Annotated in this window: 13 protein-coding genes; 12 read left to right on the forward strand and 1 reads right to left on the reverse strand. The window is 61.8% G+C overall.

Going from position 1 to position 14,321, the window contains the following annotated elements; genetic code table 11:
• Positions 1 to 58 precede the first annotated feature (58 nt).
• Positions 59 to 1,480 carry a chloride channel protein gene (locus PMX21_RS03530; RefSeq protein WP_271758050.1) on the reverse strand — a complete coding sequence of 474 codons (1,422 nt, stop codon included), beginning with the start codon at positions 1,478 to 1,480 and terminating at the stop codon, positions 59 to 61.
• A 210-nt stretch (positions 1,481 to 1,690) separates the two neighbouring features.
• Between PMX21_RS03530 and PMX21_RS03535 the strand changes: the two genes are divergently transcribed.
• The 12 genes from PMX21_RS03535 to PMX21_RS03590 all read left to right on the forward strand — a co-directional run bounded on the left by PMX21_RS03535 (position 1,691) and on the right by PMX21_RS03590 (position 14,272).
• Complete coding sequence (locus PMX21_RS03535; protein WP_271758052.1) at positions 1,691 to 2,953, forward strand: molybdopterin molybdotransferase MoeA; 1,263 nt, start codon at positions 1,691 to 1,693, stop codon at positions 2,951 to 2,953.
• A 10-nt stretch (positions 2,954 to 2,963) separates the two neighbouring features.
• Positions 2,964 to 3,443, forward strand: coding sequence for a MogA/MoaB family molybdenum cofactor biosynthesis protein (locus PMX21_RS03540; protein ID WP_022095222.1), 480 nt, complete (start codon positions 2,964 to 2,966; stop codon positions 3,441 to 3,443).
• 203 nt (positions 3,444 to 3,646) lie between these two features.
• Positions 3,647 to 4,522, forward strand: a complete 876-nt coding sequence (modA, locus tag PMX21_RS03545; protein ID WP_271758054.1) for a molybdate ABC transporter substrate-binding protein — start codon at positions 3,647 to 3,649, stop codon at positions 4,520 to 4,522.
• A gap of 68 nt (positions 4,523 to 4,590) precedes the next feature.
• Positions 4,591 to 6,033: a molybdate ABC transporter permease subunit gene (gene modB / locus PMX21_RS03550; protein ID WP_271758056.1), complete on the forward strand. Its 1,443-nt coding sequence runs from the start codon at positions 4,591 to 4,593 to the stop codon at positions 6,031 to 6,033.
• Positions 6,034 to 6,036: 3 nt separating this feature from the next.
• Complete coding sequence (locus PMX21_RS03555; RefSeq protein WP_271758058.1) at positions 6,037 to 7,107, forward strand: sulfate/molybdate ABC transporter ATP-binding protein; 1,071 nt, start codon at positions 6,037 to 6,039, stop codon at positions 7,105 to 7,107.
• Positions 7,108 to 7,536: 429 nt separating this feature from the next.
• A complete protein-coding gene (locus tag PMX21_RS03560) occupies positions 7,537 to 8,820 on the forward strand; it encodes a double-cubane-cluster-containing anaerobic reductase (RefSeq protein ID WP_271758061.1) in 1,284 nt (427 codons plus the stop codon).
• Between the two features lie 154 nt (positions 8,821 to 8,974).
• Positions 8,975 to 10,138 (forward strand): double-cubane-cluster-containing anaerobic reductase, encoded by a 1,164-nt coding sequence (locus PMX21_RS03565; RefSeq protein ID WP_271758064.1) that lies wholly within the window; start codon positions 8,975 to 8,977, stop codon positions 10,136 to 10,138.
• A 155-nt stretch (positions 10,139 to 10,293) separates the two neighbouring features.
• A complete protein-coding gene (locus tag PMX21_RS03570) occupies positions 10,294 to 11,058 on the forward strand; it encodes an acyl-CoA dehydratase activase (RefSeq protein ID WP_271758066.1) in 765 nt (254 codons plus the stop codon).
• A 70-nt stretch (positions 11,059 to 11,128) separates the two neighbouring features.
• Positions 11,129 to 12,178 carry a selenide, water dikinase SelD gene (gene selD, locus PMX21_RS03575; protein WP_271758068.1) on the forward strand — a complete coding sequence of 350 codons (1,050 nt, stop codon included), beginning with the start codon at positions 11,129 to 11,131 and terminating at the stop codon, positions 12,176 to 12,178.
• Positions 12,179 to 12,238: 60 nt separating this feature from the next.
• Entirely contained in the window at positions 12,239 to 12,865 is a 627-nt protein-coding gene (gene yedF, locus PMX21_RS03580) for a sulfurtransferase-like selenium metabolism protein YedF (protein ID WP_055286145.1), read from the forward strand.
• 19 nt (positions 12,866 to 12,884) lie between these two features.
• Positions 12,885 to 13,136: a putative Se/S carrier protein gene (locus PMX21_RS03585; RefSeq protein ID WP_161159820.1), complete on the forward strand. Its 252-nt coding sequence runs from the start codon at positions 12,885 to 12,887 to the stop codon at positions 13,134 to 13,136.
• Positions 13,133 to 14,272, forward strand: a complete 1,140-nt coding sequence (locus PMX21_RS03590; protein WP_271758072.1) for an aminotransferase class V-fold PLP-dependent enzyme — start codon at positions 13,133 to 13,135, stop codon at positions 14,270 to 14,272. The genes PMX21_RS03585 and PMX21_RS03590 overlap by 4 nt, the downstream gene beginning before the upstream one ends.
• Positions 14,273 to 14,321: the final 49 nt, after the last annotated feature.

Below are 14,321 nucleotides of genomic sequence, written 5' to 3' on the forward strand. Positions count from 1 at the left end.
GTGCGGTCGCGCTCAGGTCGAATTGCCCCCGATTGTGGCTGCACGGCGATTATTACATCTACTCTATCAGGTCGTTGTGGCGCTCGATAGCATCCGCTACCGTACCGCCCTCATCCACAATAAGCGAACGGCGCTTGGGTGAGATGATGCGCTGGGCGGGGTACACGCCGCGGTGACCGGCGGTTAGGTAGCTGATAAAGGCCACGATGACAAAGAACCCGGCTGCCGTGCCGTGGAACAGGTCGATGGCCATCATACAGGTGGTGATGGGCACGTTAAGGCCGGCGCAGAACACACCGAGCATGCCCAGCGCTGCCAGAAAGCTGGGATCGATTCCGACGAGGCAACCGATCCAGCCGCCGAGCGCCGCACCGATGCCAAACAGGGGCGTGACCTCGCCGCCTTGGAAGCCCGCGCCCAGGGTAAGCGCTGTGACGACCAATTTGATGACTGCGTCCGCCAGGGTGGTGTTGCCGGCAAATCCGGCGCCGGAAAGCCATGTGGAAAGGCCGGCGTAGTCCCAGGCGTCGAGGAGGGCATACGCGGCCAAAACCACGAGTGCGCCTATAAGTGCGCGAACGAGGTAATTGGTGATAAAGCGACCGTACAGGCTCTTGACGGTTCGAACCGACCACGCAAAGAGGCGTGCCGTCAGACCGAAGATGATGGCGCTGATAACAACGATGACGACCGTTTTGGGCGTCATGGTGGGAACGCTGGCGATGACATTCGCTTCGTACTCGGTACCCAGGGCGATTGATGTAAAGTAGCCGGTAAACGAGGCGACCAGGCAGTAAATGCCCGCGGTGTAGTCAATCTTGCCGATAAAGCACATCTCCATGCCAAAGAAAGCTCCGGCAAGGGGCGAACCGAATACGGCACCAAAGGCCGACGAGATGCCCGCGAGCATGAGGTCGTGGTGGTCATGCTTTTTGAGGTGGGCGAGGCTCGAGATGTTGCTGGCGATGGTGCCGCCGATCTGCACTGCGGCCCCCTCGCGACCGGCCGATCCGCCCGTTAGGTGTGTGAGCGTGGAGCACACAAACGTGAGGACGGCCATGCGCATATGGATGAGGCGTGTGCCCAGAGCGGAGTCGATGACCAGGTTGTTGCCACGCTTTGCGGCGAGACCGTGGTTCTTGTAGACCCATGCGGTGGCCATGCCCACAACGGGAAGCAGCGCGTAAATCCACGCATGGTGCTCGCGATAGTCGGTCGCGATATTCAGCGAGGCCAAAAACGCCCAAGCGGCAACGCCCATGGCGAGCGAGACGATGACGACGAGTGCGAGCAACTTGGCGCTCGCGAGTAGGTTGCGGGCGTTGCGGCGCGTGTCGGCAGCCAAGAGATGTTCAGAGCGGGTGAGCTGATGCCTGCCTGCCGTGATGACGTCGTTCAGGGAATAAAAACCGCCTTCGTCGAGCGGCTGGGAATGATCCTGCGCTTCGTTTGCGCTTTCGGGTTTGTCGTTATGAGCCATACGTTCCTCTTTTAGGTTGCAACGCAAGCATTATAAAACGCGGTAAACGCGACGAGCCGGTGGGTTGGTTTCCATTCTGTTTCGCGGCCTGCAACCGACAGGTGTATTTGCGGGTACAGGCCGAGTCGCGGTCGTGCGTCGGGGGATTATACTGAGACAAGCATAAAGAATCGGCGCCCCTGTTGTGCGCCGTGGCATTAAGAGGTGCATATGGCAGAGAAACTCATTCCGCTGGAGGACGCGCAGTCGATTGTTCTGTCGCACGTTGCTCCGACCGATCTCGTCGAGATTCCCGTGTGGCAGGCCGCCGGTCTTCCCTTGGCTGAGGACGCGGTGGCCGATATCGACATCTCGCCGTTTGCCAACAGTGCCATGGACGGGTATGCCGTGCGCGCAGCCGATCTTGCTGCGGCCGCCGGTGACACTCCGGTGACGCTCTCCGTCGTAGGACACGAGGCCGCGGGCCATGTCTTTGAGGGCACAATCGGCACGGGCGAGACCGTCCGCATCATGACGGGCGCGCCGGTGCCCGAAGGTGCCGATGCCGTGGTGAAGTACGAGATCGTCGACGTACTCGATGGCGACGGCAACGAGGGCTTGCACGTTCGCTTCTCGGCGCCTGCCAAGGTAGGGGAGAACGTTCGCTCTGCCGCCGAGGAGGCCCATGCCGGCGATGTTGTGATGCACACCGGCGAGGTCGTGGCTCCGGCGGGCGCCGGCTTGCTGGCGAGCGCCGGGTATGCGAGCGTGAAGGTGCATGCCGCTCCGCGCGTGGGCATTATCTCGCTAGGGACGGAATTGGTCGCACCGAGGAACGTGCCGGCGCGTGGGCAGATTCGCGACTCCAACTCGTCGGCGTTGATGGCCGAAGCGCTCGATGCCGGCGCCGAGCCCGTGTTCTACGGCATTGCGCCCGATGATGAGCAGGCGATTGCCGAGCTGGTGCATCGTGCCGTGCAGGAGTGCGATTTTGTCATTACGAGCGGTGGCGCCTCAGCGGGCGATTACGATTTCGTGACGGCGCTCGTCTGGCGCGAGGGCGAGGTGCTGTTCGATCGCATCTCGATGCGTCCGGGCAAGGCCATCACGTTTGGCGTGCTCGGGGGCAAGCCCTACCTAGGGCTTTCAGGCAATCCGGCCGCGGCGTATGTGGGCTTTGAGATGCTCGCCCGTCCGGCGATTCGCAAGATGCGCGGCTTTGCCGAGGGCGTGCGTCCCGTGCAGCAGGCGACGCTCACGCACGGCGTGAAAAAGCGCCAGGACCGACGCTTCTTCGATCGCGCCACGGTTTTGCGCGACCCCGAGACCAGTGAGCTGTTGGTGACCGAGGCCAAGACGCAGAATTCGGCGCTGCTCGGCACGATGCAGCGGTCCAACTGCCTGCTGCGTATTGACGAAGGACCGTGCGAGCTCAAGGCGGGCGACGTCGTGGATGTCGTGCGTGTCGACCTGCCCGAGGGCACGGTGTTGTAGGAGGAAGACTATGGAGTTGAAGATTTCGATCGTGACGTGCTCGGATACGCGCGATCTTGCTCAGGACGAGGCTGGAGCCGCACTCGAGGAACTTATCGAGGCGCAGGGCTGGACGGTCGTCTCACATGTGGTCGTGCGCGACGACGCCAGCGAGATCGGTGATGCCATTGTGGAAGCTGCCGATGAGTGCCACGCCAATGTCGTGCTCACCTGTGGCGGCACGGGACTTTCGATGCGCGACGTGACGCCCGAGGCGACGCGTGCCGTCTGCGACCGCGATGTGCCGGGTATTGCAGAGGCAATCCGTGCGTACTCCATGACCAAGACGCGCCGCGCTATGCTCTCGCGCGCCGTGTGCATGCAGCGTGGGCATACGCTTGTCATCAACTTTCCGGGATCCACGAAAGCGGCCCGCGAAAGCTGGGAGGCCGTGAGCGATCAGCTGGAGCATGCGGCCCAAATGACGGCGGGCGGCGGACATACCAAATAAGCGGTTTACCTGCGGCGGGGCGACCTGAACGGCTGCTCCGCCTTTGTTTTCCGCCGAAGCGACGCCGAGGTGCACGGCAACTCGAAACTATATTCTCTAGCGAGAATAATTTCTCATTATCATTATTCGCGCGGAAGTATAATCTAGTAACAGAATAAAGCCTGCGGCGGGGTGCCCGGGCATAGCGTTCGAAAGGGTTGAATATGTTCGATATGGTTTCACGCCGCGGTTTTGTCTCGCTTTCTGCTGCCGCTGCCGCCAGCTTTGGACTTGCTGGCTGCTCGGGCAACAAGACGTCCGAGCCCGCTGGTTCCGATGCCGGCTTCGCCAAGTCTTCCTCTGAGAAGAAAGCTGTCGAGCTGCAGGTCTTTGCCGCAAATTCGCTCGAGAAGGCCCTGCCCGAGGTCCAGAAGCTCTACACCGACCAGACCGGCACCACCTTCGCCGACACGCAGTTCAAAGCGTCTGGCGACCTTGTCGAGCAGATGCGCGCCGGTGCCGCCGTCGACGTGCTCATCACGGCCTCCAAGGGCACCATGGACGACGCCGAAGCCGCCGAGCTCGTCGATGCCGACACGCGTGAGGACATGTTCGTCAACGACCTCGTGATCATTCGCGCCGAGGGCTCCGATACTAAGGTCGAGGCCATCGCCGACGTCGCGAATCTGGACGGTAAGATTGCCATCGGCGACGCCAAGACCGTCCCCGCCGGCAAGTACGCCAACCAGGCGCTGGCTTCCGTGGGCCTCTATACCGGTACCGAGGGCGACGACGGCGAGTACGCGCCCGAGCTCGCCGACAAGGTAGCCCTGGCCGACAAGGTCGGCACCGCTGCGTCTTACGTCTCTACAGGCGACTGCGTGGCGGGTTTTGTCTACAGCTCCGACATCTTCCGCTACGACGGCATCGAGGAGGCCTTCGTGTGCCCCGAGGACTCGCACAAGCCCATCGTGTATCCCGGTGCTGTCGCCGAGAGCTCCGAGCACGCCGACGAGGCCAAGGCGTTCATCGACTTCTGCCTGACCAACAAGAAGGCCCAGAAGATTTGGGCCAAGTACGGCTTTGAGCTTTCCGAGTAGTGCGGCTTGGCGCGATAATTCCATCGTTTTGTTTTTCACTCCGTCCTTGTATTCGCTTGGAGCTTTTCGTGCTTAATAGATTCCGCATGCTTGTCGCCTGTGCTTTGACCTTCGCGCTTTGCTGGGTGCCGGGATTTGCGTTTGCTGGGGACGCTGAGGACGGGGCCCAGGTTGCTGCGACCGCCCATGGGCTTTCCTATGGGATCGAGGGTTTTGAGCGGTTGGCCAAGGGGACCGCTCGTGCCATGGAGGGCCAGCCTGAGGGCTATCGGTTTCCCGTTGACGAGGACGTGGACCTTGTAGTGGCACCTACTGCCGATCGCGTTGTGGTTTGGATATCGCCCAAGGCGGTCGAGAAGTATGGATTGGATCCGCAGGATAACGAGTGCGTATCGGGTCTCAAGGCCCTCGTCTGTAAGCTCGACAGTGCAAACTGCATGGGAGGTGCGCAGCTAGGGGACGTGGATCTTCCTTGGTATGTCACGTCGGAAACAACGTTTGAATCCGGCGGGTATACCTATGGCTTTGACGAGCGCGGTGCGGATGGGGACCGCTATGTGGTGATTACATCAGCCTCGGGTGATGCCAAGGGCGGCGCGCGTTGGCTTGATAGCGCTCAAATGGTAGAGGCATCGTCTGTCGTGTTGCGGGATGAGCGGGGGCCCCTGACCTCTTCGGCCTCCTTATTGGGCGGCATCGACTACCGACCGTTTTGGGTGTCCATTAAAACGAGTGGCCTTGCCCTGCTGATCTCCTTTGCACTGGGCCTGTTCGCCGCGTGGAAGACTATGGGTACCTCGAGCCGCGTGAAGGGTTTGCTCGATTCGGTCTTTACGATTCCTATGGTGCTGCCGCCCACGGTCTGCGGCTTTCTGCTCCTCATGCTGTTTGGCCGCTCGACTGGGGTGGGTCAGTGGCTCATCGCGCACGGCGTCTCGATCGTCTTTACCTGGCCCGCGGCGGTGATATCTGCCGTGGTGGTGTCGTTTCCCCTGGTCTACCGCACGGCGCTCGGTGCCTTTGAGAGCCTTGACACGCAGATGCTCGATGCGGCGCGAACCCTGGGCTGGTCCGAGCGTCGCATCTTCACCAAGCTTATGATGCCGCTTGGCTGGCCCTCGATTGCCGCCGGCACGGTGCTCGCCTTTGCCCGCGCGATGGGCGAGTTTGGCTGCACCCTGTTCTTTGCGGGCAACTATGCCGGCATTACGCAGACCATTCCCATTGCGATTTACTTTGAATGGATGGGCGGCAATACGTCGGTGGCCCTCTTTTGGGTCATGGTCGTAATAGCGTTTAGTTTCCTAGTCATCCTGTTCATCAACATGTACACCGCTCATTCGCAAAAGTATCGCGAGCGGGGCCTTGCCCGTGCGGAGCGCAAACAGGCCAAAGATCTCACCGGACAGGGCGATTCGCTCGACCCGGCGGGCGGCGATGCGCTGCGTATCGATCGCGAGGCGCTGACCGAGCTCATGCGCGATGATGCCGCCTTGCAGGGAGGTCGATAGGCCATGTCGCTCGTTCTGGATATCAAAAAGCGCTATTCCGGGTTTATGCTCGACATGCAGCTTGAGGCCGGCGAGGATCGTGTGGCGCTGCTCGGTGCCTCGGGTTGCGGCAAGAGCTGCACCTTGCGCTGCATTGCCGGTGTGGAGACGCCCGACGAGGGCAAGATCGTCGTCAACGGCGTGACCTTTTTTGACTCTGCGGCGGGCATCAACCTGTCGCCCCAGGAGCGAAAATGCGCCCTGCTGTTCCAAAACTATCAGCTGTTTCCCAACATGACGGTGGCCGATAACGTATGCGCCGGCGTAAAGGACGCGGGCGACGCCGCCGCGCGCAAGCAGCTTGCCGAGCGCTACCTGGGCATTTTTGGCCTGGCCGATTTTGCCGACCGCTATCCCGCGCGCCTCTCGGGCGGCCAGCAGCAGCGCGTGGCGCTTGCCCGCATGGTGGCGGCACACCCGGGCATCTTTATGTTCGACGAGCCCATGAGCGCACTCGATGCGTATCTTAAGAGCGCGCTCGAGCAAAACATGCTCGACCTCTTTGATGTGTGCAACCGCACCGTGCTCTACGTGAGCCACGACATCGACGAAGCGTGCCGCCTGTGCCAGCGTATCTGCGTGATGCACGACGGGCATGTTGAGGAGATCGGCTCCGTCGAGGACGTGGTCCGCCGTCCGCAGACGCTGGCGGCACTGCGCCTGACGGGCTGCAAGAACACAAGCCGGGCGCGCAAGATCGGGTCTCAGGAAGTTGAAGCCCTGGACTGGGGCATGACCTTTAACGTGGGCCATGAGGTTCCCGATAACGTGACGTACCTCGGTATTCGTGCGAGCTACTTCCATGTTGACAATCGCGCGGAGCGCGGTCGCAACAGCTACGATTTGCACGTGGCCCGTGTGAGCGATTCGCGCTTTGAGCGGCTGGTGCTGCTGGACGTGCCGCGTGCTGATGCGCCCACGCGTCTGCAGTGGAAGGTGAATAAGGTGAGTGTACCCGTGGAAGAGCTGCCGCAGGCGGGTGAGGCTCTGCGCATGCATTTTGATGCAAGCAGGATCCATTTGGTTTGTCGGTAGCGCCGGGTAATGCCGTCGGGGATATAAGCCTCGGCGGCCTCGTCTTGCCGTTCGCCGAATGAAGGATGACAAACTCTTATCAATCAAGATAATTATTTATTAAACGACGGCACACGAGGCTGTCGTACGAATGTCAACGGTGTTCGCATGGTCGACGACCGTTGATATAGTTGACCTCAACTTGTAGAGGAGGGTGCGCACATGCCGCAGACGACATACATTCGCCGCGTTGCCGCGCGCGCCCTGTATATGGCTCGGAGTCGCATATGAGCAGGTATGTTCACGGCTCCGGGAGAGACGACGCGCAACTAAATAATCGACCGCAAAGCAGGTTCCCCAAAATTCCGGGTTTAGGCGCGGCTGGGTTTTCGCCACCCACCGTGCAGCAATACCGTAGCTATTCATTTTTGGTTCGAGAGGGGAACCGCCATGGCTGAAGAATTCGATTTCCATCCGATGTGGGAGAGCCTCGGCATGAATCTTGCCGACCACGACATGCTGCTGGGCGCCGTGGGCCAGATGTACGGCGATATGTTCCTGACGCAGAACAATCGCCCCAAGTCCACGTCCTACCTGGATTTTGTCGCCACCAACATCCACAGCGGCCGAATTAAGGAGATGCTCGACAAGAAGGAGGCCGGCGAGGCCACCAAGATTGTTGGCAGCTTCTGCGTCTACGTGCCCGAGGAGATTGTGCTCGCCTGCGACGGTATCCCCGTGGGTCTGTGCTCGGGTGCCGATTGGGCAACCGAAAAGGTCGAGGAGCACCTGCCGCGCAACACCTGCCCGCTCATCAAGAGCTTTGCCGGCTTTAAGCTGGGCGAGGTCTGCCCCTACATTGAGTCGAGCGACTTGGTGGTGGGCGAGAACACCTGCGACGGCAAGAAGAAGGCCTACGAGTTTTTTGCCACGCAAAAGAACATGTACGTCATGGATATTCCCAACGTACACGACGAGTCGACGCTCGTGACCTGGAAGGCCGAGGTCAAGAAGCTCGCCGACAAGATCGAGGAAGAGTGTGGCGTCAAGATTACGCCCGAGCGTCTGAAGGCCGCCATCCACGCCGTCAATGAGAAGCGTCGCGCCCTGCAGCGCCTCGCAGCCACGCGCGCTGCCGACCCGGCGCCCATCAGCGGTCTCGACAGCCTGCTGACCGTTCAGGCCGCCTTTATGGACGACACGCCGCGTCTGACCGGAGCCATCAACGATATGGCGGCTGAGTGCGAGCAGCGTGTCGAGGCCGGCGAGGGCGTGACGCCCAAGGGGACCAAGCGCATCCTGTACACCGGTACGCCCATGGCCGTGCCCAACTGGAAACTGTTCAACCTCATCGAGAAGGCCGGCGGCGTTGTGGTCGGCGAGGAGTCCTGCACGGGCTCGCGCTACTACAAGGACCTGGTCGACGAGTCCGGCGAGACGGTCGACGAGATGCTCGACGCCATCGCCGAGCGCTACTTTAAGATCAACTGCGCCGTCTTTACGCCCAACGACCAGCGTATGAAGGACATCGTTCAGATGGCCAAGGACCTGCATGTAGACGGCATCGTCGACGTGGCCCTGCAGTTCTGCACGCTCTACGAGATGGAGTCGTTTGCCGTGGAGAAGGCCGCCGAGGAGGCCGGCATTCCGTTTATGCACATCACGACCGACTACGCCGGCGAGGATGCAGGCCAACTGCAAACCAGGATCGAGGCTTTCTTGGAAACCATTTAGGGCTATCCGTCTCGGCGGCTTCCCCAGGCACCCGATCTTGCCGTTCTAACTGTCGCTTGCGTACCAAAGTACGCGGCGCTCCTCTTTCACGGCAACCTCGAGCACCTGGGAAAGCCGTTTCCTTGGTTGGTTAAAAGGTTTGTTAAGGAGCTATATGTCGGAATATATTGAGCAACCGCTGCCGCGCACGTTTGAGGAGTTCAACGAGCAACGCAAGGCGGCGTTTATTCGCGTCAAGGATTATAAGCAGGCGGGTAATCGCCTGGTCGGCTTTTTGTGCAGCTACACGCCGCTCGAGATTATCGATGCCGCTGGGGCTGCGAGCGTGGCGCTGTGTGGCACGTCCGACGAGGTGATTCCCGAGGCCGAGAAGGTGCTGCCGGCAAATCTGTGCCCGCTCATCAAGTCGACGTACGGTTTTGCCTATTCGCAAAAGTGCCCGTTTACGTACTTTAGCGACATGATCATTGGCGAGACCACCTGCGACGGCAAGAAGAAGATGTACGAGCTACTCAACGAGCTCAAGCGCACGCACATTCTGCATCTTCCGCAGGGCCGCGACCGTGCCTACGAGCGCGAGGGCTGGTACGAGGAGTGCCGTCTGCTCAAGGAGGAACTCGAGAACTTCTACGGTATCACGATCACTGACGATGACCTGCGCGCTGCCGTCCGTCGTCGCAACCGCTTGCGTGTGGCCCAACTCGACATGTTTGCCCTGCAGGCCAACCAGCCGGCGGCCATGAGCGGCGTCGACCTGATGAGCACCATGTTTGCCGGCACGTTCAGCTTTGATATCGAGGCCTATACGCAGCAGCTGGAGCAAAAGGTTGTCAAGCTGCGCGAGGCCTACGACGCGGGCGAGCGCCCGGTTGCGGCGGATGCCAAGCGCATTCTGATCACCGGTTGTCCGGTGGGCGGTGTGATCAACAAGATCGGCCGCACCATCGAGTCCAACGGCGGCGTGGTCGTGTGCATGGACGACTGCTCGGGCGAGCGCACGGCGGCTATGATGATCGACCCGGACGCGTCCGACATTCTGCGCGCCATCGCCGACCGCTACCTGGATATCAACTGCTCGGTTATGACGCCCAACGACGGTCGTATGGAAAACACGCTGGCCATGTGCGAGAAGTATCATGTCGATGGCGTAGTGGAGAGCGTGCTCCAGGCGTGCCATACCTTTAACGTGGAGAGCGCACGCATGCAGGAAGCTGTCGAGGGTGCGGGCATTCCGTACATGAAGATCGAGACCGATTACAGCAACGGCGACATGGGCCAGATCGAGACGCGCATCGCCGCCTTCATCGAAACCCTCTAGCTTCCTCAGGCACCGGATCTTGCTCCTCAAACCGTCGCTTGCGTACCCAAAGTACGCTGCGCTCCTCTTTCGGGGCAATCTCCGGCACCTGAGAAACCTAGAGCTAAGGCGCCTGAACGCGCCGCTACCTTTGATGTTTAGATTGGGAGAGAGCCATGATAGGGATCGGGATCGATATCGGGTCTACGGCGGCTAAGGCTGCTGTGGTCGACGGGGAGGGTTCGGTGGCGTGGACGTGCGTGCAGCCAACCGGGTTCTCCTCGGTCGATGCTTCCGAGCGGCTGCGCGAGGCGCTGGCAGCGGCCGGCTATGACGTGGCTGCCGACGACGCGCGTGTGGTCGCGACCGGCTACGGCCGTGTCGCCGTGCCCTATGCGCACAAGGTCGTGACCGAGATCACCTGCCACGGTACCGGTGCCGTGCGCCTGTTTGGCGACCACGGCACGGTGATCGACGTGGGCGGCCAGGACACCAAGGTCATTCAGCTTAAAAGTGGCCGCGTGGCCAAGTTCGCCATGAACGACAAGTGCGCCGCCGGCACGGGGCGCTTTTTGGAGATCATGGCCGACCGCCTAGGCATTTCCCAGCAGCAGATGGCCGACCTGGCGCGTTCCGGCGAGCCCACCAAGATCAGCAGCATGTGCACGGTGTTTGCCGAAAGCGAGGTCATCAGCCTGATCGGTCGCGGTGAGCCGCGCGAGAACATTGCGCGTGGCGTGATCGACAGCGTGGTCTCGCGCGTGGCGACCATGGCCGGGCAGGCCGCGGGCGCCCCGTACTACCTGACCGGTGGCCTGTGCGAGAACGCCTTCGTGGTGGAGCGGTTGGGCGAGCTGCTGGGGTCGCCGGTGACCACCTCGCCCCAGGCTCGCTTTGCCGGTGCCATCGGCGCGGCGATTCGCGCACAGGCGCTCAATTAATGCATCCGCCGCAGGCTCGCATTCATGCGTATACTGGGAGAAAATGATTGACCGATGAGAGGAGGTATCGATGGCTGACGATCAGATTAAGCTCACGTCTATGACGGCCGCGAGCGGTTGAGCCGCTAAGTTGGCTCCCGGAGCCCTCGCCCAGGTCCTGGGCGACTTGCCAAATGTGCCCAACGACAATCTGCTCGTGGGGTTCGATACCTCCGACGATGCGAGTGTCTTCCGCGTAGGGGAGAACCTGGGGCTTGTGCAGTCCATCGACTTCTTCCCGCCGATGGTCGACGATCCGTTTCTGTTTGGCCAGATCGCTGCGGCCAACTCGCTGTCGGACATCTACGCCATGGGCGGGCGGCCGAGCCATGCCATGAACCTGCTGTGCATTCCGAGCTGCCTGGGCGTCGAGGTCGCCGGCCAGATTCTGGCGGGTGGCGCCGACAAGTGCGTCGAGGCCGGTTGCTCTATCGCGGGCGGCCATACCATCAACGACGACGAGCCCAAGTACGGTCTGTCCGTGAGCGGGTTTGTCGCGCTCGACCGCATGCTCGCCAACAGCGGCGCGCGCGTGGGCGATGCGTTGCTGCTGACCAAGGCGGTTGGCTCGGGCATCATCACCACGGCCATTAAGGGCGAGCTCATCGAGCAGGACGAGGCCGCAGCCATGTTTGACTCGATGCGCACCCTCAACGAGGCTCCGATTCGTCTGGCCGAGGGACTTGAGCTTCACGGCTGCACCGACATCACGGGCTTTGGCCTGATCGGGCATGCGTGCGAGATGGCCGAGGGCTCGGGCGTGCAGATTGAGCTTGCGTCGGGGGCGGTGCCGCTCTTTGACCAGGTGCTCGACATGGCGCGTCTGGGCATTATTCCCGCGGGCTCCTACCGCAACCAGGACTTCTTTGGCCCGCGCGTGGCTGCCGACGAAGACCTGGAGCCGGGCATGTTGGATTCGCTGTACGATCCGCAGACGTCTGGTGGCCTGCTCATCGCGGCACCTGCTGCCGATGTGGATGAGCTTGCGCGCCGTCTGCATGCCGAAGGACGTATTGCCGCCGTCGTCGGTCGCGTGTGCGAGCCGGTGCCAGGCGGTCCTGCCGTCCACGTTGTTCGCTAGCCCGCACGTTTATGTAACTGTTTACCGTTCTCTAGAACGGTTCTTTCGAAAGGAAAAACTATGTCTACCAAAATTGAAGTCAATGCCATGGGCGATGCCTGCCCGCTGCCCGTCGTCAAGACGCTCAAAGCCCTGAAGCAGCTCGATGGCGAGGGCGCCGTGGTGACCTCGGTCGATAACGAGACTGCCGTCAAGAACATCTCCAAGATGGCGCAGGAGAAGGGCTGCACGGCCTCGGTCGAGAAGGTTTCTGACGCCGAGTGGCACGTGACCGTGGCGACCTCTGGCGCCGTTGCCGTGGCCGATCCTGAGCAGGATGGCGCTGCCTTCTGCGACGCCAGCGCCGGCAAGGGCAAACTCGTCATTTCCGTCTACACCGATTGCATGGGCCGTGGCGACGACGAGCTGGGCCACAAGCTCATGAAGGCGTTTATCTTTGCCGTGACGCAGCAGGAGGAACTGCCCGCGACCATGCTGTTCTACAACGGCGGTGCCAAGCTCACCGTCGAGGGCTCGCCGGTGCTCGATGACCTGAAGGGCCTGGCCGAGCAGGGCGTCGAGATTCTCACCTGCGGTACCTGCCTCGACCACTATGGCATTAAAGACCAGCTTGCGGTGGGCGAGGTCACGAATATGTACGTGATCGTGGAGAAGATGGAGCAGGCCGTGCGCGTCGTGCGCCCGTAGCGTATTGGTTGGAGTTGCCATGAGGGAGAAGCGCCCGGCGCTTGTCATCACGTTTCCCACCACTGCGGCCGCCATGGGCTGCGAGTCCCTGTGCATTGAGCGCGGCCTTCCCGGGCGAACGATTCCCGTGCCCGGGGAGGTCGCTGCCGGCTGCGGTCTGGCGTGGAAGGCGTTGCCTGCCGATGAGGAACTGCTGCGCGGCGAACTCGCCGAGGCGGGTGTTCCCACCGAGGGCTATACCGTGATTGATATGTGGGAGGTCGTGCGATGATCTATCTGGATAACGCGGCGACGACCATGCACAAGCCGCAGACGGTCATCGATGCCGTGACGCAGGCGATGTGCTCGCTCGGCAATGCCGGGCGCGGCGCCACGTCGGGTGCCCTCGATGCCGCTCGTACGATTCACGTTTGCCGTGCCAAGCTCGCGCGCCTTTTGGGTTGCCCGAGGGCGGACCATGTGTGCTTTACGCCCAACTCCACGGCGGCGCTCAACACTGCCATAAACGGCGTGGTGCGCCCCGGCGACCGTGTGGTCACAACGGTGCTCGAGCACAACTCCGTGCTGCGTCCGCTTAACCGCCTTGCGGCAGAGCAGGGTGTGACCGTTGAGCATGCGGGCTGCGATGCGAGCGGCGTGCTCGACTACGACGAGCTCGAGCGGTTGGTCACGCTGGGCACGCGTGCTGTGGTGGTGACGCACGCCTCCAATGTGACCGGCAACGCGGTCGACATTGCGCGCGTGGCGGCCATGGCTCATGCTGCCGGTGCGCTGGTGATCGTCGACGCCTCCCAGTCTGCCGGTACGGCGAAGATCGACATGCAGGCCATGGGGCTCGACGTCGTGTGCTTTACCGGCCACAAGGGATTGATGGGCCCGCAGGGCACCGGCGGTCTGGCCGTGGCGGAGGGTGTCGACGTGGCGCCCTGGGCCATGGGCGGCACGGGCGTGCACAGCTTCGATGCGCTGCAGCCGCTTGAGTGGCCCACGCGCCTTGAGGCGGGCACGCTCAACGGTCACGGCATCGCGGGCCTTTCTGCCGGTCTCGACTTTATCGAGGCCCAGGGTGGGGCCGAGGCGATTGCGGCGCGTGAGCGCGCGCTTGCCGAGCGTTTCCTCGTCGGCGTGCGCGAGATTCCGGGGATTAAGCTCTATGGTGCCTTTGACCAGCCGATGCGCTCTGCGATTGCGTCGCTCAACGTGGGCGATATCGACTCTGCCGAGATCTCGGACGCGCTCATGCAAGGGTGGGGGATTGCGACGCGCCCCGGCGCCCATTGCGCTCCGCTCATGCACCGCGCGCTGGGGACCGAGCGCCAGGGTATCGTTCGCTTCTCGTTTGGGTATTTCAACACTACCGAAGAAGTTGACACGGCTATCGATGCTCTATGCGATTTAGCCTGCTAAAGCTGCTAGACCGTTTATACTTGCGGGACGGGTGTTTTTGCCCGTCCCG

Source organism: Collinsella aerofaciens (assembly GCF_028209885.1).
Lineage (GTDB): Bacteria > Actinomycetota > Coriobacteriia > Coriobacteriales > Coriobacteriaceae > Collinsella > Collinsella aerofaciens_BA.